We start from the raw sequence: 23,566 nt of genomic DNA on the forward strand, positions 1-23,566 counted from the left end.
ATTTAAAAAATAGTATTTTTATATTTTGACAGAGTAAATTAATCTGAAAAAAAACAACTTCCGCATTTGATAACATATGTTATCGTCTTCCCGAATAACCGTTGTGTAATTTTGCCCTGCATTTTATTTATTTCTATTCATACTCTGAGAGGAGATGGGATTAACAACATTCATTCCCAGGCCCCTGCTGTAAAGATACATGCCTCTGGTTAGCTTCCATCAACTGTTTTTATGGTTCAGGTTTTTGTAGTTTAATTTCCTGATTTACTAAACAGCTGTAGTTAGGTAGCGACTTAGGTTTGGACATCTTCCAGTGACTAGATCATATATCAGAATTAAAATACCCTATCTTTATATCTACCTAAATAATTTTACTTGTATGATCGAACGAATAAAACAAATGTATTCTTTGAGTGATAAAAAGTGGAAGATTTATAGTGAGTTTTTTAAACCCGTTCAGGTGCCTGCCAAAACAATACTATTGAAAGAAGGCGAAGTAGCTCAGAAAGTGTTTTATATAGAGAAAGGGTGTATCAGAGTATGGTTTGAAAAAAACGGAAAAGATGTTACTTTTCAATTTTTCTTTGAAGATCAGCGTATCTCTTCCTCCGAGAGTTTCAAAAATAGAATTCCAAGTTTAGTTAGTATTGAAACACTAGAGCATTGCTCATTGTGGGTAATTAGTAAAAAGCATATGGATATTATTATTTCTGATGCGATGAAATCAAAACTTACAAGAGATAAGGTTTTTGATGCTTTACACGATAGAAATATACATTACATGAAGCACTCGCTTTCGTTCATAAAAGATAAACCCGAAGAACGTTACCATAATCTTATAAAGAATAACCCGCAAGTAATTCAGCGTATCCCTCAGCATTATATTGCCTCCTATTTAGGAGTATCGAGCGTACATCTTAGTCGCATAAAATCCAAATTAGCAAAGATGAAGCACTAGGTATTTTTAATAACATTTGTTATTGCATCGTGGCTTTCACCTCATGTAGCTTTGTTTTATAAAGTAAAGGACATGAAGACACAAGAGATCATTTATTGGATAACAACAGTGTTCTTCTCTTTATGGATGGTTAAGAATGCTTACGTTTATCTAGCAGCTGAACAAGCTAAAAAACTGTGCAAGCATTTCGGTTTGCCGAACTATCTGAGAGTAGAGTTAGGTAGTGCAAAACTTCCTTGTGTAATTATCTTGTTATTACCTATCATAAAAGCAAGCCTGAAAGAGTGGGCTTACGCCGGATTTGGCATTACTATGCTTTCAGGTTTTATAGCGCATCTGGAATCTGGAGGTCCATTGGAGCAGTCAGGATCTGCCTTGTTTGCTGGCCCTATTGCTAACTGCTTATTTCTGCTATCCTCCAATTAACAGCTCAACAGTTAATAATCTAAAATAGTTTAGAATGAGAAAGACCACAAACTGGATAATAGGTTCTATTACACTAGCGGTATCAATTTATTTATTTTCTCCAGGTTTAAGTCACTTAATTGACAACCCTACAGCATGGGAAATGCAGGCGCAGTTTATGTATGTAACAGGTATTTGTAGTATGACCCTGATGGTCGCAGCTATGTTATTGTCACTTCGGATCCCAAAAATAAATTCAATTTTCGGCGGGTTGGATAAATCATATGAGGTGCATAAATGGACAGGGATATTTACAACGGTGTTCGTTGTAATACATTGGCTTGGAGACAAAATACCGTTGCTAATGGTAAAACTGAATGTGGTACCAGATCCGGAGGCATTTATTGATATAAGGCAATACACGAAACCAGAAGTTCTACTTTATAAATCTGGTACACTTTTAGCTGAGGTACTTTTTTACGTTTTTATTTTTCTCATAACGGTTTCGCTTTCTAAAAAGATCTCCTATAATTTTTTTAGAAAAATGCATAAACTCATTCCCGGAGTATTTTTAATTTATGCCTATCACGGTGCTACTGCACCCCTAAAAGAACATTGGTACCGCGACCCAAAGATTTTTATTGTATTGGCAATTATTTCTGTTGGATGCGTTGCGGCTTTTATCTCGCTATTCAGATTAATTAGTAAATCACGTAAAACAATGGCTATAATCACTTCTATTGATCAGCATGAAACTAAAATTATGGATATTCGTATGCGAACAAGCACTAAGCGATTTAGTCACCAAGCGGGACAATATGCTTTTCTAAAATTCGAACATAGCGAGGAGCCACACCCTTTCTCTATTGCATCTTCTGCACATGCGAATGTGCTGCGCTTTGCCATTAAAGAGTTAGGGGATTTTACAAGCGATCTAAAAAATAAGATTGCCGTTGGTCAGTACGTGCAGCTTGAAGGTCCGTACGGTGAATTTAAATTTGAAGACGATTCCGAAGGGCAAGTGTGGATAGCCGGAGGCATTGGTATCACTCCTTTCTTAGCACGGTTAGAATATTTAGCAGAGAGTGGAGGCGCTAAAAAACCTGTTTATTTTTGGTATTGCACAAAAGGAGATTTAGACCAACAATTTCCAGCTTCATTAAAAGAGCTGTGCAACAAAGCAGGGGTAACCCTTTATCATCTGAATGAAAACAAGGGAGAGTTTTTTAAGACAGATATTTTAAAAATGAAATTTCAGCACCTGGAAAAGATGAGTGTTTGGTTCTGTGGCCCGGTTCGATTAAGATCAGTCATTGATAAAGGCTTAACGTTACTTGAATTTAATAGGCGAAATCTCCACTATGAGAGTTTTAGCATGCGTTAACTTAATTAACAGAAAAAATAAAAGCTGCAGTTATATTTTACAGAAGCGATATGCCAAATACATCGGAAATTTTCCTGAACCTGGTGCTGAAAATAAACAGAAAGTTCTTCTGGCAGTCGGATAAAGGGTGAAATGAAACTTCTGTTTTCTGAAATACTTCCCGAACTATTGCAGTGGCTGAAGATGGAAACTTAAGTCAGGAGCCAAAAATATTAGTTTGGGTAACATCGGAAAATTGTGGGTGGAAGGCTTTGATGCTAAAGGGGGGGTGTTACAAGGTAACTTTAAAGTTTAAATCCATCTTAAAATAAAAGTGTCTAAAATAGTAAAGGATAATTTTGTCCTTTAATATAAAATAATTATTTTTGTGCCCTAATACACTTAGAATGTTTTCAAAAGCTTGTGAATACGCCATTAGGGCTACAATTTATATCGCAGTTCAATCTAATCAGGATAACAGGGTAGGCCTAAAGGATATTTCTAAAGAAATAGATTCCCCTGAAGCATATACCGCAAAAATTTTACAACAGCTTTCCAAAAATAGCATCATTGATTCTGTTAAAGGCCCGAATGGTGGTTTTCAAATAGACAAAAAAGAAATGGAAAAAATAAAATTGAGTCAAATTGTTTCAGCAATTGATGGTGATGCAATTTACAGAGGCTGCGGATTGGGGTTTAAAAACTGTTCAGAAAAGAAGCCTTGCCCGGTACATGATAAATTCAAGGTAGTTCGCGACGAATTAAAAAAGATGCTTGAAAACACTTCTGTTTTAGAATTGTCGGTAGGTCTGACCAAAGGTTTAACATTTTTACACCGATAAAAAAAATTAAATTAATAAAGGATATAAAGATCTTAATATACTTAATTAAAAAATCATAAATTAAAAACCATGGACACTTCAAAACCGTCGCAAACCCAGACTAGTCAGTTAATTCAAAACAACTCAAACAGAAGCACATCAAAGTGGCTGGATGTGCAAGCCACCAAATTTGAAAGGGCACGTTTTTTTTGGATGCCTATATACATTACAGCGCAGAGCTGCCTGGCATCCATTGCTTGTGGTTTTATACTTCATAATTACGCCAATACCATTATGCTGTGCATCTGCGCATCTGTAGCAATGATGAGCAATGCTGTATTTATCGCTTTAGGTCCGCCAAAAATTTGCCTCACCATTGTTTATCTGAGCTTTATGGTAAATACAATTTTTATTCTCATTAATTTTTAAGAGCACTCGTGAATTCTACCGGTACCTTATAATCATTCATTGTAAGACAGCCACCCTTTAAGAAGTCAATAAAATGCGATACATGAAACGACATTTCACAATAATACTTATATGCTTATTTAATACTTCACTCTGCTTAAGCGCACAAGAGGTAAATACTATTCTTCATCCCGAAAAAACGCTCTTCTCATTTTATTTTATACTTATAGTATTACTAGTTGCGTTTTCCTTACCAGTTTGGTGTTTAGTGAAAAAATTCAATGCTTCATTTGCTCGGCATAGGGCATGGTCTAAACAAGATATACAAGGGAGATTTTCAAATTATCTCAGCGCCTTAAATTCCAAACAAATAGAGCAATTCCTAAAGATCAAGTACGCAAAAAATAAAAACTCAAATAAAACTACTCTCTCAATTGTATTCTTGCTGTTTTCTTGTTGCGGGCTCTCAGCGCAAAACACGACCAATACGAAAGAAGATCTTTCTGGTCAAACAGGTATACTAATTACCCTCTTACTTATTCTCATTCCAATTATTTTAGGTGTACTATTTGCGATTAACAGGGCGATTAGTGCATTTAAACATTACAGCAATGAGAATAAGCTGCAGGAAGCCAAACGATTTGCAGAACATCTCTCGCAACTAGAAGAGGATGAACTGGAAAATGTTCTTTTAAAACGCAAGGCCGCACTTGATTATGCGTTATCCAATGATGAACTATCCGGGAACCATGAAGCCGAAGACAGCATTGGAGTAATTCAAAATGCCAGCCCAGACCATGACGTGCATTTTACTGCTAAAAAAAAGAAGGCGATTCCGAGGCCAGGTCTCGACAAAGACATTACAGAATTAATTTTATGGTATTTAGGATGCGCTGCTTTCTGGTTAGCACTTGGAGGGACGATTGGTGAGTATGTAGGAATAAAATTTGTATCACCAGATGCCGATCACATCAGCTGGTTAAGTTTTGGAAGGTTAAGACCAGTTCATACCAACATGGTATTTTGGGGTTGGGCATCATTAGGTATTATTGGCCTCGGTTATTATGTAGTGCCAACTGTTAGCAATGCAAAAATACATAATATCAGATGGGGTTGGCATGCACTATGGCTAATTAATGCTATGGTAATTTTCGGAACCATCAGTTTAATGGCTGGGATTAACAATGGTGGCGGTGAGTTTAGAGAATATATCTGGCCAATAATGTTATTATTTGCGGTTGCTCTTATTCTCACGTTATTAAATTTTTTAAAAACGGTGGCCAACCGCACAACCAAAGAGATTTATATATCAAATTGGTACATCCTTTCATCTATTATTTTCACACTTATAATCGCACTAACAGCCTATTTGCCTTTTTGGCAAAATGGCATTAGCGAAACAATTATTCAGGGCTATTATATGCACTCGGGTGTTGGCATGTGGTTTACCTTATACACACTTGGATTGTTATATTATTTTATCCCCCAACAATTAAACCGTCCAATCTACGCCTATAGCTTGGGGATATTGGCATTCTGGACACAAATTTTGTTCTATACAATTATAGGAACGCACCATTTTGTGTTTAGTGCCATTCCATGGTGGTTACAAACAGTTGCTATTGTGGGGAGCGGGGGCATGATCATTCCTGTTGTGGCGGCTACAATTAACTACTTTTTTACATTTAAGGGGCAGTGGAAAAAAGTATCAAACAGCTACACGCTTCCATTCTTTTTTATAGCGGTTATGTATTATTTCGTTGTTTCTATGCAGGGTACTGCGGAGGCCTTTAAGTTTACAAATCTCTTATGGCACTTCACCGATTTTACTGTGGGACATTCTCACCTTGGTTTTTATGGTATAATCACATTCGCCATTTGGGGTGGCACCTATACAATTGTACCTAGATTAACAGGCATTGAGCCACAACAGTATACTGTAGGCGCTCACTTTTGGCTGGCTTTTATTGGCTTATTGTTCTACGCGATTCCTCTATCAATTGGCGGTACCCTTAAAGGCATGATTTGGATGGAGGGCAAGCCGTTTATTGATAGTGTAATTATGATGTTTGACTATTGGCTATGGAGGGCCATTGGCGGTAGTTTAATGTTTTTATCTCACTTTGTGTTCGCTTATAATTTCTACAAAATGACCCGAAAACCACTTGTGGAAATTGATATTAAAGAAGAAGCCATCAGACACTTAACATCAAGTATTGGAAATTAACAAAGCAGCATGAATATATTTAGCGATCATAAAAAATTATATACCACGGCTGGTGCTTTGTTTTTGGGACTAACCTTCTTTACCGCAATTATGCCTGCTCTGCAGAATCAAAAAAACACTGAACCGCTACCCGAATCAAAACCCTTGAGCGGAGATGCCCTGGCGGGTAAAATGATATACATATCTGAAGGTTGCGTTGCCTGTCATTCACAACAAGTGAGAAATGTAGAGATGGATAAAGTATTCGGTTCAAGACCCGGTATGGCTGCCGATTATGCAAATATTGAAAGAACAAGTTTTTGGCAAAACACTGCAACCCTTATGGGTACGGAAAGAACGGGACCTGATTTAACAGATGTTGGAAACAGGCAGCCAAGTATGGATTGGAACTTAATGCACTTGTTTAATCCAAGAACAGTTGTTAAACAATCTATCATGCCTTCCTACGAATGGTTGTTCGAGTCTAAACGACACCCGGCTAAAACAGATGTTGTTGTGAATGTGCCTTCTGAATTTCTGAAGGGAATTAATGGTAAAGTGGTTGCAAAAAAAGAGGCCTTACAATTAGTCGCTTATATACAATCTTTAAAACAAATTCCCTTACCTGATGGTGCTAAAGCACCAGGTTTCTTATATAAAAGACAGGTTAAACAATCTATAACCCGTAATGCAAAAACCGATCTGGATGGACAAGCCCTTTATATTGCAAATTGCCAAAGTTGCCATCAGGCAAATGGTGAAGGTCTTAAGGGCGCATTCCCGTCCCTAAAGGGAAGCCCTATTGTAAACGGAGAAAATCTGGAGTTATATGTCGATATTATTATGAATGGCTATGATGCGCGGGCGGAGTATGGAGTGATGTCGGCAGTAGGTACAAATATGGAATTTACCGAACAGGATGTTGCGGCAATTATTAATTATGAAAGAACCAGTTGGGGAAACACAGGTAAAAAGGTAAAGCCCGAAGAAATAAAAAAAATAATGGATTTTATTAAAATTAAAGCAACAGCGGCAAAATGAAGAAAATAGGTGTACTACTAATTATATTTCTGCAAACAGTTGCCATGGCTTGTCCTGTATGCGAAAGACAACAGCCGAAAGTTTTACGGGGCATTTTACATGGCACCGGGCCTGATACCAGCTGGGATTATGTTATCGTTTGGACAGTTGTTTTTATAGCAGTAGCAACACTTTTTTTTTTCTATAAAGTGGCTTATTAAACCAGGCGAAAAAAACAAATCACACATTAAGTATTTTATTTTAAACAACGACTAAAATGAACGCCAACAGCAAAGTCATCATATTCTTAGACGAAGAAATGATCCCATCTGGAGAGTTTGAAGCCCCTATTAATTTTGAACTTGACACCCGCAAGTTGGTTGATGGAGCGCATAAACTTAAAATTGTAAGTAAGGATCCACTGGGTAAAGAAGGCATCCGCCTCATTCCATTTGTTGTTCGCAACGGCCCTGCAATTGCCGTTGAAGGTATTTCAGAAAACGAAGTAGTAGATGGTGTTTTACCAATTATGATAAATGCTTATGGTAAAGGTGATCAAAAACGTTTTTTGATTGAAGGTAGTGAAACTCCCCAAAGCATCCCTGCCTGGCTTTGGGCTTTAGTGATTGGCTATGTTGGATGGGTAATTTATTACGTAGTAACCGCTTTAAATACATTTCTATAATGAAAGAAATAATAACCATTGAGGACATAAAATTATTGGTGGATGCGTTTTACACAAAAGTAAAAACCGACAGTTTATTGGCACCAGTTTTTAATGATAAAATTCAAGACAGATGGCCTATTCATTTAGAGAAGATGTATCGCTTCTGGCAGACCGTTTTATTAAATCAACATACCTATAACGGCAGTCCGTTTGTTCCTCATGCTAAACTTCCTGTAACACACCATCATTTCGATAGGTGGCTATTATTGTTTTATGAAACAATTGATGAAAATTTTAGCGGAGAAAAAGCGGCAGAGGCAAAATGGAGAGCCGAAAAAATGGCCGAAATGTTTTATCATAAAATAGAGTACTATAAAAACAACACAGACAAATTAATTTTATGACAAGCACTACAAAAGATTTATTCGCGTTTGCCGTAATTTATTTATGGATTGGTTTTGTTTGCGCAATCAGTTTTATGGAAGCCTGGTTAAAATTCAGAGCACCAGGAGTAAATCTGTCGATAGGATTAGGCATTGGAAGGTTAGTTTTTAGTGCGTTAAACAAAGTGGAGTGGGTTTTTGCCATCGCATTAGTTAGTACTTTATTGTGTTCAAAAGGTTCTGTTTCTGCGCCATTTAATCTATTTCTTCTTCTTGCTGTAATCTTGCTTGTGATGCAAACATTTCTGTTGTTGCCTTACTTAGATGCGAGAGCTCAACTGCATATGGATGGCAAGTCAGTACCTGCGTCAAACGCACATTTGTATTATGTTGCATTTGAAGTTACGAAAACAATTTCACTTTTTATTTACAGTATTAAATTTTAAAAATAATCAACTATGGAACAAACAATTATTCAACAAATTGAAGATAAGTATAAAGCATTGGGAGAAAATTCTGATACATACTTTAAAGGACTACTCCAATCAAAGCCCATTAACTACTGGGATTACGTTGAGGTGGATACGCTTTTATCATTGCAAAAAACACGAACAGATTTTAAAGATGAAGAAATCTTTATTATGTATCATCAAATAACGGAATTATTCCTTAAGCTGATGATACACGAAATAAAACAAATTGTTTATGCCACTTCCATTACGGAGGCCTTTTTAATTACAAAAGTGAGCCGCCTTAATCGTTATACTGTGATGTTAATCAACTCGTTTGATGTTATGAAAGATGGTATGGACTACCAAGATTATAATACATTCAGGGCAGCTTTAGCTCCCGCAAGTGGTTTTCAAAGCGCTCAATTCCGATTAATAGAAATTTATTGTACACGTATTGGGAATTTAATTAATCAGGAAGGAAAGAAGCGACTCTCAGACCATCCATCCATAGAGGAGTACTTTGAGCATATTTACTGGAAAGACGCCGGTATGAACAGGAATTCAGGGGAGAAAACGTTAACCCTAAAACAATTTGAAGAAAAGTATCTTGACCGTTTTATATCTCTTGCTAAAAAAGTAAAAGGAAAAACATTGGAGGAGCATGTATTAAAAATTAAGAACCCCTCTGCTGAACTTACACAAATATTGAAAGAGTTTGATTGCCTCTATAATATCAAGTGGCCGCAGGTTCATCTCAATACCGCAAAGCATTATTTAGATAAAAAAGGCGAAAATCAAGCGGCTACAGGTGGCTCTGAGTGGAAAAAATATTTGCACCCTCAGTTTCAGCAACGAAAATTTTTTCCTGAGTTGTGGACTGAAAATGAACTGTCAGAATGGGGGAAGTCAAATGAAACTATGGCAAAATGAGTGATCTTAAGACAGTATAATTCTGCCTGTAGAACATGACCATGAGTATATAAATAAATAAAAAATAAAACACTATGAATACAACTAAAGAAAAAACAATTGGCGAAATCGTTGCAGACGATTACCGCACCGCGGCAGTTTTTGAATCATTCGGTATCGATTTTTGTTGTAAGGGCAATAAAATGATGGACGAAGTTTGTGCAAGCAATAATATAAGCAGAAACGTTTTGGAGCTGGAGCTCAAAAAAGTAAAGGCAAATGAAGCGAACCAGGTGACGGACTACAAATCCTGGCCCTTAGATTTATTAACCGATTTCATCGAGAAAAAGCATCACAGGTATGTGGAAGATAAAACACCTGTATTGAAACAATACCTCGACAAAATCTGTACTGTACATGGTAAGAATCATCCGGAGTTATTTGAAATAAAAGAACTTTTTAACCAATCGGCTGGTGAGTTGGCAGCACACATGAAAAAAGAAGAACTGATTCTGTTTCCATTCGTTAGAAAATTGGCGCATACAAGGCGTGAGAATCAGGCCTCACCTCAACCTTCCTTTGGAACAGTTCAAAACCCTATAACTATGATGATGCACGAGCATGATACCGAAGGTGAGATTTTCAGACAAATTGCCAAACTAAGCAATAATTATACTCCTCCTTTAGATGCTTGTAACACTTACAAAGTAACCTTTGCATTACTAAAAGAATTTGAAGCCGATTTGCACCTGCACATCCACTTAGAGAATAATATTTTGTTTCCTAAATCAATAGAAATGGAAAAATCTAATCCGCAATAAGCTAAAGTGTAAAGAAAGGCAACCGAAAAATTTAGCAAAGTCATGTATTAAACTATTTGCACATGAATAATATGTCATAAATTAAGTTTAGGCCAAAAGATAAATGAGAAAAGGAATTTGTTATTGATCTTAAAAAAAAGGATGAGTAGTATTTAAAGAATACTAATGTATCCCCCAAAGCCAGTGCTATTAGGATAGTAAAGTCGTTTGTTGTAATCAGTTTATAAGTTATGCCTTTTGTGTGATGCTATTCGGCATTCTATAACAAACACTACGGCTGTTAAAATTTTTGTTATGACAGGTTTTATTAAAAACTTAAAAAAACGATGGAATCGTTACCAATTAAAAGAAGTAAGGCATTGCAACCATTAAGCCGTGAGCATCATTACGAGCTTTTGTTTTGCTGGAAAATAAGAACGGGCTTCAAAAAGAACATCGACGTAAGCAGGATAAAAAAATACGCGGACTGGTTCTTTAAAAACAGGCTAATACCCCACTTCAGCGAGGAAGAAGCGTTTGTGTTTCCTCTATTGGGTAAAGACCATGAATTGGTGAAAAAGGCACTGGCAGATCACCGCCGGCTAACACGGCTTTTTGAAGACAGCCTGGATATCAAAAAATCTTTAAGTCTTCTTGAAGAGGAATTAGAAAAACACATTCGTTTTGAGGAACGGATTTTATTTACCGAGATCCAAAAAGCAGCATCTGAGCAGAATTTAGATTTGATTATGAAGGTTCTTTCTGAGGTCGGTACTGAAGAAGAGTGGGACGACGAATTCTGGAAATAAACGAAAACGTTGAAACTGCTTGGGAAGCGCACTATTTATTTCACTTACGATAAAACGGCACACTACATTACCCTTTATTTCGAGGCAAGGTTAACGGGTATTTTATATCCAAACCAACGTGGGCTGTAGTTATATTTCTCTGCGCTAACCGGGCTATTTTCAATTTCAGGCAGTTAGTGGATTTTAGTATATTTAATCAATGATTACCTGTTTGCTAATTGACGATGATCTGGATGATCATGATTTTTTTAGAATAGCTTTGGAGCAAATTAATCCGGAAATCTCCTCACACTTTGTTGAGAATGGTTTGAGTGGGTTGAAATTACTGCCTACGCTTAAACAGAGGTCTAAAGTAATTTTTCTTGATCTGAACATGCCTGTGATGGGAGGACTTGAATTTCTCTCAGAATTATTAAAAACAAACTACCAAGATATTCCCGTGACAGTGTATTCGACTTCAGACGAGCGTTTCTTTAAGCAGAAGGCTCTTGAGCATGGGGCCGTTGCTTATCTTACTAAAACGTCTACTATGAATGCGCTGGTAGAAGGAATTGGGAATGAATTAAAAAACTTGTCTTTACTATAAATTTTTAAAAGCTGATGCAGGAAATCCCTACTAACACCGCTTCGCACAACGACCTTCGGAACCTTCTTGCCCAGGCACCTGTGGCCATGGCAATTTATCGCGGTAAAGATCATATAATCGAAATAGCTAACAAGGCCATGTGTGAGTTTTGGGATAAGCAGCAGGAAGCTATTGTGGGTAAGTCTTTGTTTGAAGTATTGCCAGAAGCTGAGCAGCAAGGATTCAGACAGGTACTTGATCAAGTTTTGGCTACGGGCGAAAGAGCCACGTTCAATGAGATTCCGGTAGTATTAGCAAACCAGGGGCAAAATAAAACGTTGATCTACAACCTTTTGTTTGAGGCGTTGCGCGACACAAAGGGCTCTATTTATGGGCTTATGGGACTAGCCACAGACGTAACCGCTTCGGTAATGGCCAGAAAAAAGATTGAAGAAAGTGAACGTAAATACCGCACTCTTATTGAAAGTACCGATGTTGCCACGGCTCTTTACGAAGGTTACGATATGACGATTAAGATGGCTAATGATGCAATGATTAATCTATGGGGAAAAGGTCCTTCTGTAATAGGAAAAAATCTACACGATGCTTTACCGGAAATACAGAACCAGCATTTCCTTAGCCTGTTGCAAGCTGTTTACGAAACAGGCATTAGCTATAAAACGAATGAAGGTCGTGCAGACCTTTTGATTGATGGGAAATTAGAGACTTTCTACTTTAACTTTTCCTACCAGGCTTTGAAAGATGCGGATGGTAAAGTTTATGCCATTTTAAACATGGCGGTAGATGTCACACAAAGTGTAAACGATCGCAAAAAACTGGAAGAGGCCGAAGATAAAACCCGTCTTGCATTGGCGGCAGGTAATTTCGGCGTTTGGGATTCAGATTTTGAAAATAACTCTGTATACCTTGATTCACGCTGCAAAGAACTTTTTGGCATTACTGCATTTGATGATTTAACTCCCGAAGATTTTGCAAAATATGTGCATCCCGAAGATCAGAAGAAAATTGAGAGCGCAATTGCAGAAACTATAAAAAAGGGTCAGAGTGACTATCGGATTGAATTTCGGGTACTGTTACCTGATAACAAATTGAGATGGCTGAGAAGTTATGGGAAAGCTTACTTTAATGCGAACGGCTTGTCGCGTATTGTTGGAACAAGCCAGGATATAACCTCTGAGAGGGAATCGCAAAATGAACAAGCGAAATTGCTTGCGTTGGTTGATAATAGTGTGGAGCTCATGTCGCTTCTGGGTTTAGACGGAAAGAACTCCTATGTGAATAAAGCCGGCCAGCAACTGCTGGGTTTTGATTCTATGGCACAAGTCATAGAGACGCCAATATCTGAGCTGCATGCACCTGAAGATTTTCAGAAGGTGAATGATGAGGTGCTCAAGGCGCTTGTGGAAAAAGGGCGTTGGTCGGGTGAAATGATAGTGAGAAATCTTAAAACAAAAGAACTCATTCCTGTTTATAACAATACTGTTCGCATTCATGACCCCGAAACCGGAGAAGTGTTGGGATTCGGTGCTGTAATGCGCGATATGAGACCAGAACTTGAGGCGCGTCGTACGCAACAACGCACAAATGATTTACAGGCAGCAAATACTAATTTAAAACGTTCCAACGAAGAACTAGAACAATTCGCCTATGTAGCGAGTCATGATTTGCAGGAACCGTTGCGAAAAATTCAAATGTTTAGTGATCTGATCTTGTCAAGTCCGAACGACTCCGACTATTTAATAAAACAGGTGGTTAAAGTTGCTGCGGCCTCTAAGCGCATGAGTGCCTTGGTAAAAGATCTGCTGAATTATTCAAGACTGTCGTCTGTAACGCAGGATTTCGAGACTGTAGATTTAAATGAGGTCATGAGAAATGTCATGACTGATCTCGATTTGACGATAAAATCTGCCTCTGCGCAAATACATTTTACCGGTCTTCCAAAGGTTTTAGGATTGCCTTTGCAGCTCTATCAGTTACTATTGAACCTAACTTCCAATTCGCTTAAATTCATAAAGGCAAATCCTATCATAAGCATCAGAGCTCAGTCCTGCATTGGCGGACAGGGTGGCGTTTATGATCACCTCATAAAAGGAGTAAGCTATTGGTATTTAACTTTTGAAGACAATGGAATAGGCTTTGAGCAGGAGTATGCAGATAAAATTTTTACGATCTTCCAGCGTTTGCATAATAACCGCGATTACTCCGGAACGGGAATAGGTCTGGCTATCTGTAAAAAAGCGGTTGAAAATCATCACGGTTTTATTTATGCAAGTAGTAATCCCGGGGAGGGTGCTACCTTCCATATTTATTTGCCCAAAATGGAATAAGACTTTATCTGCATGCCAACAAATAGTTTGTTTGACTGAAAATAAGCTTTCCAAAACGATTTTTTGCGATTGGCTTCTGTGCCACCTGAAAACGTGTTCACGTTCATAATGCCATAGTAGTCGCTGGTAACTTTTGACCAAATTTGTCCGAAATGACTGCGGCGGGAATTATGAGTGCAGATATAAACGAGATTTATTTGTTTATTTTCTTTTTGCTTTGAGATCACATACCTGGAAATTTGTTGCAAAAGTTTTTTTCTGTCTTGTGAAATTGTGCCGAACTTTTTTGTGAGTTCTTCGCAATAGTTTTGAATAGCTAAATACATACGCGAAATTAGCAGCATCCTCCACCTGGCGTGCAGCAGCTTTGTTTGGTTTCTCCTAAATCCGACAGTTTCGCTTTTTGTTTTTGACCTCTTACCCCGCAGGCGTCACTGGCAAGGCAAGCCGTGTTCTTTAAGGTAAGCTGAAAGTTTTTTCCATCGTAATCTAATCCATATTTACCAATCGTATCCGATTGATACTCTACTTCAATGTCTAAGTTTTCCATGCCCAGTACCTTTTCTGAAAGAGCAATAATATTCTGGAGTTTGGCAGGTTTTAACCGGTGTTCGGTATCGTTCGCATTCCATAGCTGGAAGTTGGCAGCTTTTTCTCTTCTGACAGTGCCACCACAATCAATAAAGTGTTTATCTACAATCCCCACTTCTGTTACATGGAAATGCTCCGGTACAAAAGAACCGTCTGGCAACTGAAAGTTTACGGTTTCAACCGTGTTCAAATGATTTTTGATTTCTGATAGCTTCATTGTTGTATTTTTTAAATAGTAATATCGTTAAATAACGATTGATTTAGTTAAATTTTTTTTATCTTTTTACTTGAGTTCTGCAGTGTTTCCACAGAACAGTAGCGCGCCAAGTATCTTTCACTTTAACAATGCTCATGAGCAACACGTAGTTTTATTGGTATACGAAACAAACAGAGCATTCAAGTACGCCTTAGCTATTTCCCATTCTTTTTCGTCAATGCAATAGCAAATTTTTACACCATCTATATCCCCTTTAATGAGGCCAGCTTCTTTTAACTCTTTTAAATGTTGAGACACTGTACTCTGTGATAAAGGCAATTCATCAACAATATCTCCGCAAATGCAGGCTTGCTTTTTGATCAGCAGCTGCACTATTGCTACACGCGCAGGATGCGCTAATGCTTTCGCGTATTTTGCTATTTTGTTATCCTTAATTGTAAATTCTTCCGTTTTAGTGCTTCCCATTTTTTGGTCCTTTATCGGCGTATTTTTTTTATTGTATCGTAAAATTACGATTAATAAAACACGTTGGACAAATAGAATCACTAAAATTTAAGCAAAGCGTTGGCTATGAGTAAATTATTTTGAGTAGAGAGTGTTTAAAATGAAGAATCGGTTGATGTTTTTTTAAAATGCATCTAAGCATGTTTACCTTAAGGTTCTGTCACTTTTCCAGACACAGTAAATTTGTTGTCAAGGTATGTAAACGGAATGTTGCAAAAAACGGCGTTCACTTTTCCCTCCGAAAGCGCAATAAATACTTTTCCCGCGCCAATAGCTGTCTGTTGTAAATTTCCGCTGGGTACTATGTCCATATAAACCTGACCTTCCTGAATATCAAAAAAATTCTGTGTAACCTCATACATTCCGGGGAAGGGAGCAGAGGCTGTGTTGAAACGTAGAGTAATGAAATTGGCATTATTTGTAATAGCCATTTCGTATTGATCTGAATTTACGTAGCTCGTTACGGTAGCTGTTCCACCGATAATGCCTCCCGTATAAGTACATTGATTGTTCGCAGGATTGCAGCCTGCGTTCAGGGGAGTAACATTTATGTTGACAGTGGAAGTAGCGGAACTTTTGCCATTTATACTAACAACAAGACTGTAAATACCTGCCGAACCTGCATTGGCATGGTGAATAGAAACGCTTCTTTGATCTGACGTGAAATTATTCGGTCCCTTCCAATCATACGAAGCGTAGCGGCCTGTTTTTGCTTCGAGGGTAATTGTTTGGTCGTAGCTGACAGGCGAATTTGTAACAATACCAGCTTTGTCGGAAACAAAAATGCTGTGTGAAACTTCGTCTGTTTTACCACCCTCTCTTCTTGAATAGGCGGTGAGAGTTACCACATATTCACCGGCTTCGTCTCCCGTAAACTCTTCCGAACCACCAATACTTTCTCCGTCCACCGAATATACCCACGATTCTGCGTCGCGGGTGCAGCCCGGATCTATGACAATTGTTTCGCCAAAAGATGGATTTTCCGGTGACAAGGTAAAGCAGGCGCTGGGTCTTTTGTCGCAGGATGCAATACTACTAAAAACAAAAAGAAGAGTTTTTTCATGGAGAGTAAGATAAAAAAAAAATTTGGCGTAGACCTGTTCGTATTTTTATGTTAGTACGTTTTTAGATTTATTTCCCCGCAACTCTCTTTAATGAAAAGAAACTAATAGTGTCGGTTTGAATAAAACTCTGTTTTTCGGTTACAACAATCTTAGATTCTGTTACACCCTTGTTGGCATTAATGTGGAGCTTTGTAGTGTAAAAAAAATATAACATATGAAAGTTTTTGTCACAGGAGCTACGGGCTTTGTTGGTTCAGCGGTTGTAAAGGAATTATTAAGTGCAGGTCATGAAGTTCTGAGCCTTGCAAGGTCAGAAGAATCTGCGAAAGCGCTTCTGGAGATGGGAGCCAAAGTTCATCGTGGAAGTCTCGACGATTTAGAGAGTTTAAGAAAAGGTGCCGCATCAGCAGATGGTGTAATTCATACAGGCTTCAATCATAACTTTTCAAGATTTAAAGAAAGTTGCGAAGAAGACAGGGATATAATTGCTGCCCTGGGATCGGCACTTATAGGCTCTGAACGTCCTTTGATTGTCACATCCGGAACTGGAGTGCTCCCAGTATTGGGGCGTGTGGCCATAGAGGAAGATAGTGTAGCTGCAAGCGTCAATCCGCGTAAGGCTTCGGAAGAGGCCTCAGACGCCCTGGCTGAAAAAGGTGTCCGGGTTTCCATCATGCGCCTTCCGCCCTCTGTGCATGGAAAAGGCGATCATGGTTTTGTTCCGATGCTTATAAACATTGCACGTGAGAAAGGTGTTTCGGTATATAAGGGAGAAGGGGGGAATCTGTGGCCCTCAGTGCATCGTTTCGATGCTGCCTGTTTATACAGACTTGCTTTGGAAAAATCACCTGCAGCAGGCACTCGTATTCATGCTGTGGCAGAGGAGGGTATAGCGTTTCGCACAATTGCAACGGCTATAGCAAAGGGTTTGAATATTCCGGTAGCGTCGAAGTCACCTGAGGATGCTGCCACACACTTTGGTGGGTTCGCGCATTTTGCAGCTATGGATTGTGCTGCCTCGGGCAAACACACACAGGAGTTCTTTAATTGGCACCCGATTCAAACAAGGCTTATTGAGGATGTTGAGAGTAATTACTTCCAGATGTGATTTTTTCGAAAACTATTAACTTTAAATTCTTTACGAAAATAAAAAGTGGCAGGCGTAAATTGCCCGGCAAGTCTATCCACTCATCACAGGTGTTTTTCTTATCTTCGGAAAAAGCTTTATACAGAGAGAACGCATACTGTTTGGACTTTGTTGATAGCAGTGCTGTGTTTTTATTCCGGTTTGTGTGTTGCTGCCGCCGATACAAAAATTACCGGAGAGTGGGTTAAAAAATGATCGGCAGCGGAGGCTTAGTATTTAGAATTTTGGTGTAACATGTCGTATAAAAAAGTTGAGAGAGTTAAAACAATAACGGAATACCAACGTTCGCGGGGTTTGCCGAAGCCTGAGCATCCTTTAATTAGTTTGATAGATTATGAAACTATTAAACACGCGCCTGAAAACAACACTACCAACTGGGTTTTAGATTTTTATTCTATATCACTTAAAAGAAATTTTGATGCAAAAATAAAGTATGGTCAATCTGAATATGATTTTGATGAAGGTGTTATGTTTTTTATTTCGCCGGGACAAGTTTTTAGCATTGAAGTTCAAAAAAATCCCAATCCTAAACGATCGGGCTGGACCTTATTAATACATCCCGATTTCCTATGGAATTCTTCTTTAAGCAAAACAATAAAGCACTATGACTATTTCGACTACTCCTCCAATGAAGCATTATTTCTGTCAGATAAAGAAGAGAAAACGGTCGTTGAAATTTTAAAAAATATTCGTCATGAATATCAATCCAATATTGACAGCTATAGTCAGCACTTAATTATTGCCCAGCTCGAATTACTATTCACTTACGCTGAACGTTTTTATCACCGTCAGTTTATCACCAGAAAAATCCCGAATCATAAAATCCTGAATCAGCTGGAAGATGCACTTGCAGACTATTTTGCAAGCGAGTCACTTTCAAAAGCAGGTATGCCCTCAGTACATTACATAGCCGAAAAATTAAATATTTCACCAAATTATTTAAGTAATCTTCTTAAAGTGTTAACGGGACAAAGCACTCAACAACATATTCACGATAAATTGATAGAAAAGGCGAAGGAAAAGTTGTCTACCACAGATTTATCTGTAGGCGAGATAGCTTACTCACTGGGTTTTGAGCATACACAGTCTTTCAGTCGACTGTTTAAATTGAAGAGCAAGGTGTCTCCGCAGGAATTCAGATCAGGATTTAATTAACTTTTTTTTCTTTAGTCGTTTCTTCATATAACTCCAGTAAGAGCTGGTATAATTTACGAAGATTTCTTCTCCGGCTTTAATGTCACGAGAGGCAACAACAAAACACTTATCTCCAAAAATAACGTAGTCGCTGTTATTTCTAAGACCTTTTACGCGTGTAATTCCAGCGGCATCATTGGCATAACGCGCTTTAAATTTCGGTGTGTACAGTGAATCTATCGAAAGGTCCATACGTAGAAAAAACAAATAGTGATCTTCTTCTCTACGCGCCCGCCTGCGGTATTCGTTGTAGCCGATAATTTCGCCGCGGTATTCTATAATTTTACTATCCTTGCGAATAGCTTTAGTTGTAAACAAGCCTTTCCCGGCTCCAGGTAATTGTGATTTTTTGACAAGCAATGCCATAATTATAAAGACCGCAAAAATACTAAAATAGAATTAGTGTATTCAACTATTTAGTCTTCAGGGGGTGGTTTAATGAATTCATTTTCGCTTTTAGAAATGATAAGGGTGGCAACGCCGTTTCCGATTAAATTAGTAATGGCACGGGCTTCACTCATAAATTTATCTACACCCAACAAAAAGGCAAGCCCCTCTACAGGAATTTTATGAATAGCGGTTAAAGTGGAAGCCAGGATGATAAAACCGCTTCCAGTAACTCCAGCGGCACCTTTGGATGTCACCATTAAAATTCCAATGATACTTAAAATTTCAGGCATAGTTAAATGCACATTATAAAGTTGCGCTAAAAAGATGATAGACATGGAAAGATAAATAGAAGTGCCATCGAGGTTAAATGAATAACCTGTTGGAATCACCAAACCAACTATGGGTTTACTGCAACCCAGTTTTTCAAGTTTAACCATTATCGAAGGCAACGCTGCCTCGGACGATGAGGTGCCAAGCACCAGTAATAGTTCTTCTTTTATATATTTTAAGAAGGTGAAAATATTTTCCTTGTAATAACGCATGATGCCGCCAAGGATAAAAAAAACAAATACGATCATAGTCAGGTAAACGCTTCCCATCAATTTGGCCAGTGGAACTAAAGTGTGCAAGCCGAATTTTCCAACAGTAAATGCCATGCCCCCGAAAGCTCCCAATGGCGCCAGATACATGACGTACTTTAAGCCTGTAAACACGATCCTGGAAAGTTTATTTAGAAAATCAACAATAGTTTGGCGGTACCTGGAAGCATTTAAAAGAATGCCAATAATAATTGAAATAATTAAAATCTGTAGAGTGAGATTTGATGAAAAGAATTTTAACCAATCAAAATCACTTGCTTTGGCATTTGCATATTTCGAGGCGTCCTGAATTTGTAAATTTCCTTTGTCAATTTTTCCGGGCTGCATGATGTATGCCACCGCAATGCCGATAACCAAAGCTATAGTGGTTACAATTTCAAAATACACAAGGGCTTTAACTCCTATACGACCCACTTTTTTTAAGTTGCCCATGCCGCTTATGCCAAGTACGATGGTGAGGAATATGATCGGCGCTATAAACAGCTTAATGATCTCGATAAATGCTTTACCGATGACCTCCATTTTTACAGCCTCCGTTGGGTCGTAATGGCCCAGCAAGGCCCCACAGATAATAGCGATTAAAACCCAGAAGGTAAGATTGGTAAGTATGGTGCGAAACAGGTTTTGTTTCATATATCTTTTTAAAGTTTACAATTTACACTTATTTAAACTAATCCTTTCTTTACTTTTATAACATAAAATAAAAAGATGTCCTACTGCAATGCCATAGACTATATGTCTGAAGAGAAAAAGGCGATTCACAAACCATATCACGATCTTCAATACGGATTTCCAATACACGATGATAATGAACTTTTTTGCCGGCTTGTTCTGGAAATTAACCAGGCGGGACTTAGTTGGGAGACCATTTTAAAAAAAGAAAAAACTTTCAGGCTTGCTTACGATAATTTTAATGTGAAAAAAGTAGCGGCTTACAAAGAGAAAGATTTTGAGCGACTCATGGCCGATCCCGGAATTATTCGTAACAAACTAAAAATAAATGCGGCCATCGAAAACGCGAAAACCCTTTTGTCTTTGCAAAAAGAATTCGGATCGTTCGAAAAATGGTTGGAGTTGCAGCATCCAAAAAAATTAGAAAACTGGGTGAAGCTTTTTAAAAAAACCTTTCGTTTTACAGGTGGAGAAATTGTAAATGAATTTTTAATGAGTACGGGTTATCTTCCGGGCGCGCACTCTGAGTCCTGCGGGGTCTACAAAAAAGTTACAAAGGCAAAGCCTTTGTGGATGAAACCCTCTAAAAAATAACTATTTGTTTATTTTTCCCCGCGCATCCTGTTCCCCGATTTCTCTTTTCTCTGCTTTTACTTTTCCGAAATTATAAGAGAGGCTAATATTTAATCTCCTTGTATCATTGGAGTTAAAACGTTGCCATTTTTGGTTTTGAAAGTCGGCTGTAGAACTAAAGGTTTCCGAAAAGAAAATATCGTTAACACCTATTGAGCAGGCCATAGCATTTTTAAAAAACGATTTTTTTATGGCGATGCTTGCTGCGCCTCTTGCTTTGTAGCGCGTGGCAATTCCCAACCATGGTCCCCAATAGTAAGTGGTAAGTTCTAATTTTAAATCGTGTGGTAAAATAAAAGTATTATTCAGCCATTCGTAATGCGGAATGGCAGATAGCGAATAGGCCTGGCCGTTTAACTTACCGGCGTACCCTACATAATAAGTGCCAAAATTAAAACTTAGGGTCCACCATTTTTTTAGCTCTTTCCGTATAAAAAATGAGTAGCGGAGTACCTGGAAATAATCAAGATTCGTGAGGTGTTCAGTACTGACTTTGGTTAGATCGTTTTGCGAAGTGAAACCGCTAATAGCGGTTTCATAGTGCGTGAATGTGAGGGAGTTAAAAACGCTGCCTTTGTATGAGTAGTTTAAATTAAAATTATGGGCGTAAGCTTGTTTTAAATAAGGATTTCCCTGGAAGTAATTTAGAACATCGAGAAAAAATATATAAGGATTGAGATTGTTATAATCGGGGCGCCCAATGCGTTTGTTATAACCCAGCGAAAAAATGTGATTCTTAGAGTGATTGTAATCCATGCTGATAGCAGGAAACAGGTTGAGGTAATTTCTCGTATAAAGCAAAGGCTGATTTTTGGTGCGGGTTTTAATAGCCGTTTGTTCTGCTCTGAGGCCCAACTGAAAATTAAATTTTTTAATTTCTTTGCTAAGATTAAAATAGGCTGCAGTGACCTTTTCAAGGTAGTTAAAAGTGTTTGTAAATGCTGTGTCCGTTCTGTATTCGCCTGATAGCAGATCTTTTCGCTGAAGTTTATAATCGCTTTTTATGTCCTGCAAATTATACTTAACGCCCATTTCAAGGTTTAGTGTTTTGGATAATTTTTTTTCAAAATCAAGTTTGGCAAAAAATAATTTTATATCAAGCCGGTTGTCGTTTAGAAATTCGTTAGGGGGCAGGGCAGGGGTATTCAGTGAGTCCAGAAAAATGTTTTGGAATTTTCCTTTGTAACTGTCATAGTTGGGAGTATAAAAATCGGTAGAAAATTTAAGTTTGGTGCCCGTTGTGTCAAATGTGTGTTCAGCATTTAAGTTGTAATTATACATCAGCCAGTCATTGGGAATTGTTTTTTCAAGTACTAATTGCCGGTATCCAAGACTATTATCACTAATGGAAGTACTGGCTTTTTCAAAATTATTTCCATAGCCCTTCATTACCTGCACCTTTGCGCCAACTAGTGTATTTTGACCTGCATCCCAATCGAGTCCAATGTCTGTTACTGTATTTCTGTTATCATGATCGTCGGTAACGCGCTGATTTAAATAGGTAGTTTGACCGTTGTAGTTTATCTCCTTATCAAAGGTGGAAATATTATGCGTCATTCCCTGGTTGCCGTTAAAGCTGCTGAAGAAGGTGAATTTTCGTGCTTTGTAGTTTAAATAAAAACCGCCGTTAGTGTTCTCATAAAATCCTTGTGAGTAAGTACCATTAATGCTGCCGCTAAAGCCTGTAACTTTTATTTTTTTTGTCTTAATAGAGATAATGCCGGCACTACCCGCCGCATCGTATTTAGCAGGAGGATTATTTATCACTTCAATTTTTTCGATAGATGATGCGTTTATACTTCGCAGTAAATTCATCAATTGAGCACCAGCCATTTGTTGACGGCGATCATCCATATAAACGAGTGCACCGGGTTTTCCTTGGATAGAGATGACATCGTTATCGACCGAAACCCCCGGAAGGCGTGCCAGAAGGTCGTACAAGCTGTTGCCGGTCGCCAGTGGACTTCCGTCAATATTTACTGTTATATTTCCCCCTTTAAATTCTATCGGCGCCTTAATATTGAGTACGCTTACTTCATCCAGATTAATCCCCTTGTTTTTCAGGACAATCACTCCGAGGTCTTTATCAGCTAATGAGTCATAAAAAAAAGCGGAACTAGCGCTTTCTCTATAACCTGGAAAATTTATTTTTACAAAATAGTTTCCTGCTTTTACAGATTCGAATCTAAAATTGCCTTTTGCATCACTGAGATTTCCTTTAACCACGGTACTATCTTTTGCATTAAGAAGGCCTACGGCGCAGAATTCTACTGGTCTTTGGAGACTATCGCTCAGACTGCCAAAGATGGAACTTTGTGAAAAAGCAGAAAGGCAATTAAGCGTGAAAAACAGGAAAAATTTATAGTTCACAAGGTCGGGTTAAGCGTTATGTAGTTATACACGCCAAACAAAAGCAGGTTCAAAATCCCGTTATTTTTTTT

25 protein-coding genes and 1 pseudogene are annotated in these 23,566 nt (G+C 38.1%); 19 read left to right on the forward strand and 7 right to left on the reverse strand.

All coding sequences use genetic code 11. From position 1 onward, the window contains the following. Window positions 1–379: 379 nt before the first annotated feature. From CNR22_15920 to CNR22_15995, 16 genes and pseudogenes are all read left to right on the forward strand, one after another. Window positions 380–958: a cyclic nucleotide-binding protein gene (locus CNR22_15920; GenBank protein PBQ33198.1), complete on the forward strand. Its 579-nt coding sequence runs from the start codon at window positions 380–382 to the stop codon at window positions 956–958. Between the two features lie 72 nt (window positions 959–1,030). Further along, window positions 1,031–1,384 carry a DoxX-like family protein gene (locus CNR22_15925; protein PBQ33199.1) on the forward strand — a complete coding sequence of 118 codons (354 nt, stop codon included), beginning with the start codon at window positions 1,031–1,033 and terminating at the stop codon, window positions 1,382–1,384. A gap of 34 nt (window positions 1,385–1,418) precedes the next feature. Beyond that, on the forward strand, window positions 1,419–2,747 hold the full coding sequence (locus CNR22_15930; GenBank protein ID PBQ33200.1) for an iron reductase: 1,329 nt from the start codon (window positions 1,419–1,421) through the stop codon (window positions 2,745–2,747). Window positions 2,748–3,133: 386 nt separating this feature from the next. Then, window positions 3,134–3,568 carry a transcriptional regulator gene (locus CNR22_15935; protein ID PBQ33201.1) on the forward strand — a complete coding sequence of 145 codons (435 nt, stop codon included), beginning with the start codon at window positions 3,134–3,136 and terminating at the stop codon, window positions 3,566–3,568. A gap of 69 nt (window positions 3,569–3,637) precedes the next feature. Further along, window positions 3,638–3,976, forward strand: a complete 339-nt coding sequence (locus CNR22_15940) for a hypothetical protein (GenBank protein PBQ33202.1) — start codon at window positions 3,638–3,640, stop codon at window positions 3,974–3,976. 82 nt (window positions 3,977–4,058) lie between these two features. Beyond that, window positions 4,059–6,182 carry a cytochrome oxidase subunit I gene (locus CNR22_15945; protein PBQ33203.1) on the forward strand — a complete coding sequence of 708 codons (2,124 nt, stop codon included), beginning with the start codon at window positions 4,059–4,061 and terminating at the stop codon, window positions 6,180–6,182. A 9-nt stretch (window positions 6,183–6,191) separates the two neighbouring features. Continuing rightward, window positions 6,192–7,202 (forward strand): cytochrome-c oxidase, encoded by a 1,011-nt coding sequence (locus tag CNR22_15950; GenBank protein PBQ33204.1) that lies wholly within the window; start codon window positions 6,192–6,194, stop codon window positions 7,200–7,202. Continuing rightward, window positions 7,199–7,457 (forward strand): annotated as a pseudogene (locus tag CNR22_15955) (hypothetical protein). The gene CNR22_15950 and the pseudogene CNR22_15955 overlap by 4 nt, the downstream one beginning before the upstream one ends. Window position 7,458: 1 nt before the next feature. Further along, window positions 7,459–7,866, forward strand: a complete 408-nt coding sequence (locus CNR22_15960; protein PBQ33205.1) for a cytochrome C — start codon at window positions 7,459–7,461, stop codon at window positions 7,864–7,866. Then, window positions 7,866–8,252, forward strand: a complete 387-nt coding sequence (locus CNR22_15965) for a globin (protein ID PBQ33206.1) — start codon at window positions 7,866–7,868, stop codon at window positions 8,250–8,252. The genes CNR22_15960 and CNR22_15965 overlap by 1 nt, the downstream gene beginning before the upstream one ends. Beyond that, the gene (locus CNR22_15970) at window positions 8,249–8,677 is read left to right on the forward strand and encodes a hypothetical protein (GenBank protein ID PBQ33207.1); all 429 of its coding nucleotides are present in this window, start codon (window positions 8,249–8,251) and stop codon (window positions 8,675–8,677) included. Before CNR22_15965 ends, CNR22_15970 begins: the two co-directional genes overlap by 4 nt. A 12-nt stretch (window positions 8,678–8,689) precedes the next feature. After that, window positions 8,690–9,613: a tryptophan 2,3-dioxygenase gene (locus tag CNR22_15975; protein PBQ33208.1), complete on the forward strand. Its 924-nt coding sequence runs from the start codon at window positions 8,690–8,692 to the stop codon at window positions 9,611–9,613. Between the two features lie 74 nt (window positions 9,614–9,687). Further along, window positions 9,688–10,413: an iron-sulfur cluster repair di-iron protein gene (ric, locus tag CNR22_15980; GenBank protein ID PBQ33209.1), complete on the forward strand. Its 726-nt coding sequence runs from the start codon at window positions 9,688–9,690 to the stop codon at window positions 10,411–10,413. 326 nt (window positions 10,414–10,739) lie between these two features. Continuing rightward, window positions 10,740–11,201, forward strand: a complete 462-nt coding sequence (locus tag CNR22_15985; GenBank protein ID PBQ33210.1) for a cation-binding protein — start codon at window positions 10,740–10,742, stop codon at window positions 11,199–11,201. 199 nt (window positions 11,202–11,400) lie between these two features. Further along, the gene (locus CNR22_15990) at window positions 11,401–11,787 is read left to right on the forward strand and encodes a hypothetical protein (protein PBQ33211.1); all 387 of its coding nucleotides are present in this window, start codon (window positions 11,401–11,403) and stop codon (window positions 11,785–11,787) included. Window positions 11,788–11,801: 14 nt separating this feature from the next. Then, window positions 11,802–14,114: a histidine kinase gene (locus CNR22_15995; protein ID PBQ33212.1), complete on the forward strand. Its 2,313-nt coding sequence runs from the start codon at window positions 11,802–11,804 to the stop codon at window positions 14,112–14,114. Here the strand turns inward: CNR22_15995 and CNR22_16000 are convergent. The 4 genes from CNR22_16000 to CNR22_16015 form a co-directional block, all read right to left on the reverse strand. Continuing rightward, window positions 14,093–14,440: a hypothetical protein gene (locus tag CNR22_16000; protein ID PBQ33213.1), complete on the reverse strand. Its 348-nt coding sequence runs from the start codon at window positions 14,438–14,440 to the stop codon at window positions 14,093–14,095. The genes CNR22_15995 and CNR22_16000 overlap by 22 nt on opposite strands. An 8-nt stretch (window positions 14,441–14,448) precedes the next feature. Further along, entirely contained in the window at window positions 14,449–14,922 is a 474-nt protein-coding gene (locus CNR22_16005) for a hypothetical protein (protein ID PBQ33214.1), read from the reverse strand. Between the two features lie 132 nt (window positions 14,923–15,054). Continuing rightward, the gene (locus CNR22_16010) at window positions 15,055–15,387 is read right to left on the reverse strand and encodes a transcriptional regulator (protein PBQ34926.1); all 333 of its coding nucleotides are present in this window, start codon (window positions 15,385–15,387) and stop codon (window positions 15,055–15,057) included. 188 nt (window positions 15,388–15,575) lie between these two features. Beyond that, window positions 15,576–16,418, reverse strand: a complete 843-nt coding sequence (locus CNR22_16015) for a hypothetical protein (GenBank protein PBQ33215.1) — start codon at window positions 16,416–16,418, stop codon at window positions 15,576–15,578. Window positions 16,419–16,704: 286 nt separating this feature from the next. Between CNR22_16015 and CNR22_16020 the strand changes: the two genes are divergently transcribed. After that, entirely contained in the window at window positions 16,705–17,598 is an 894-nt protein-coding gene (locus CNR22_16020; protein PBQ33216.1) for a 3-beta hydroxysteroid dehydrogenase, read from the forward strand. A 273-nt stretch (window positions 17,599–17,871) separates the two neighbouring features. Then, window positions 17,872–18,792, forward strand: a complete 921-nt coding sequence (locus tag CNR22_16025; protein PBQ33217.1) for an AraC family transcriptional regulator — start codon at window positions 17,872–17,874, stop codon at window positions 18,790–18,792. On the opposite strand, the gene CNR22_16030 is transcribed toward CNR22_16025, so the two are convergent. Beyond that, entirely contained in the window at window positions 18,778–19,197 is a 420-nt protein-coding gene (locus CNR22_16030; protein PBQ33218.1) for an SET domain-containing protein-lysine N-methyltransferase, read from the reverse strand. The genes CNR22_16025 and CNR22_16030 overlap by 15 nt on opposite strands. 50 nt (window positions 19,198–19,247) lie before the next feature. Beyond that, window positions 19,248–20,453, reverse strand: a complete 1,206-nt coding sequence (locus tag CNR22_16035) for a glutamate/aspartate:proton symporter GltP (protein PBQ33219.1) — start codon at window positions 20,451–20,453, stop codon at window positions 19,248–19,250. Window positions 20,454–20,528: 75 nt separating this feature from the next. Here CNR22_16035 and CNR22_16040 point away from each other — a divergent pair, with 75 nt between their 5' ends. After that, window positions 20,529–21,086, forward strand: a complete 558-nt coding sequence (locus CNR22_16040; protein ID PBQ33220.1) for a DNA-3-methyladenine glycosylase — start codon at window positions 20,529–20,531, stop codon at window positions 21,084–21,086. On the opposite strand, the gene CNR22_16045 is transcribed toward CNR22_16040, so the two are convergent. Continuing rightward, complete coding sequence (locus tag CNR22_16045; protein ID PBQ33221.1) at window positions 21,087–23,495, reverse strand: hypothetical protein; 2,409 nt, start codon at window positions 23,493–23,495, stop codon at window positions 21,087–21,089. Between the last annotated feature and the right edge of the window lie 71 nt (window positions 23,496–23,566).

The sequence above is a fragment of the Sphingobacteriaceae bacterium genome (assembly GCA_002319075.1).
Classification (GTDB): Bacteria; Bacteroidota; Bacteroidia; order B-17B0; family Aurantibacillaceae; genus Aurantibacillus.

What these genes read in the sequence shown, in the direction of transcription:
- CNR22_16030 (PBQ33218.1), bottom strand. Translation starts at nt 19,197, where the DNA reads ATGGCATTGCTTGTCAAAAAATCACAATTACCTGGAGCCGGGAAAGGC.
- CNR22_15965 (PBQ33206.1), top strand. Translation starts at nt 7,866, where the DNA reads ATGAAAGAAATAATAACCATTGAGGACATAAAATTATTGGTGGATGCG.
- CNR22_16000 (PBQ33213.1), bottom strand. Translation starts at nt 14,440, where the DNA reads ATGTATTTAGCTATTCAAAACTATTGCGAAGAACTCACAAAAAAGTTC.
- CNR22_15930 (PBQ33200.1), top strand. Translation starts at nt 1,419, where the DNA reads ATGAGAAAGACCACAAACTGGATAATAGGTTCTATTACACTAGCGGTA.
- CNR22_15960 (PBQ33205.1), top strand. Translation starts at nt 7,459, where the DNA reads ATGAACGCCAACAGCAAAGTCATCATATTCTTAGACGAAGAAATGATC.
- CNR22_16040 (PBQ33220.1), top strand. Translation starts at nt 20,529, where the DNA reads ATGTCCTACTGCAATGCCATAGACTATATGTCTGAAGAGAAAAAGGCG.
- ric (PBQ33209.1), top strand. Translation starts at nt 9,688, where the DNA reads ATGAATACAACTAAAGAAAAAACAATTGGCGAAATCGTTGCAGACGAT.
- CNR22_15985 (PBQ33210.1), top strand. Translation starts at nt 10,740, where the DNA reads ATGGAATCGTTACCAATTAAAAGAAGTAAGGCATTGCAACCATTAAGC.
- CNR22_15920 (PBQ33198.1), top strand. Translation starts at nt 380, where the DNA reads ATGATCGAACGAATAAAACAAATGTATTCTTTGAGTGATAAAAAGTGG.
- CNR22_15950 (PBQ33204.1), top strand. Translation starts at nt 6,192, where the DNA reads ATGAATATATTTAGCGATCATAAAAAATTATATACCACGGCTGGTGCT.
- CNR22_15975 (PBQ33208.1), top strand. Translation starts at nt 8,690, where the DNA reads ATGGAACAAACAATTATTCAACAAATTGAAGATAAGTATAAAGCATTG.
- CNR22_16010 (PBQ34926.1), bottom strand. Translation starts at nt 15,387, where the DNA reads ATGGGAAGCACTAAAACGGAAGAATTTACAATTAAGGATAACAAAATA.
- CNR22_15945 (PBQ33203.1), top strand. Translation starts at nt 4,059, where the DNA reads ATGAAACGACATTTCACAATAATACTTATATGCTTATTTAATACTTCA.
- CNR22_16020 (PBQ33216.1), top strand. Translation starts at nt 16,705, where the DNA reads ATGAAAGTTTTTGTCACAGGAGCTACGGGCTTTGTTGGTTCAGCGGTT.
- CNR22_15940 (PBQ33202.1), top strand. Translation starts at nt 3,638, where the DNA reads ATGGACACTTCAAAACCGTCGCAAACCCAGACTAGTCAGTTAATTCAA.
- CNR22_15935 (PBQ33201.1), top strand. Translation starts at nt 3,134, where the DNA reads ATGTTTTCAAAAGCTTGTGAATACGCCATTAGGGCTACAATTTATATC.
- CNR22_15990 (PBQ33211.1), top strand. Translation starts at nt 11,401, where the DNA reads ATGATTACCTGTTTGCTAATTGACGATGATCTGGATGATCATGATTTT.
- CNR22_15925 (PBQ33199.1), top strand. Translation starts at nt 1,031, where the DNA reads ATGAAGACACAAGAGATCATTTATTGGATAACAACAGTGTTCTTCTCT.
- CNR22_15995 (PBQ33212.1), top strand. Translation starts at nt 11,802, where the DNA reads ATGCAGGAAATCCCTACTAACACCGCTTCGCACAACGACCTTCGGAAC.
- CNR22_16005 (PBQ33214.1), bottom strand. Translation starts at nt 14,922, where the DNA reads ATGAAGCTATCAGAAATCAAAAATCATTTGAACACGGTTGAAACCGTA.
- CNR22_16035 (PBQ33219.1), bottom strand. Translation starts at nt 20,453, where the DNA reads ATGAAACAAAACCTGTTTCGCACCATACTTACCAATCTTACCTTCTGG.
- CNR22_16025 (PBQ33217.1), top strand. Translation starts at nt 17,872, where the DNA reads ATGTCGTATAAAAAAGTTGAGAGAGTTAAAACAATAACGGAATACCAA.
- CNR22_15970 (PBQ33207.1), top strand. Translation starts at nt 8,249, where the DNA reads ATGACAAGCACTACAAAAGATTTATTCGCGTTTGCCGTAATTTATTTA.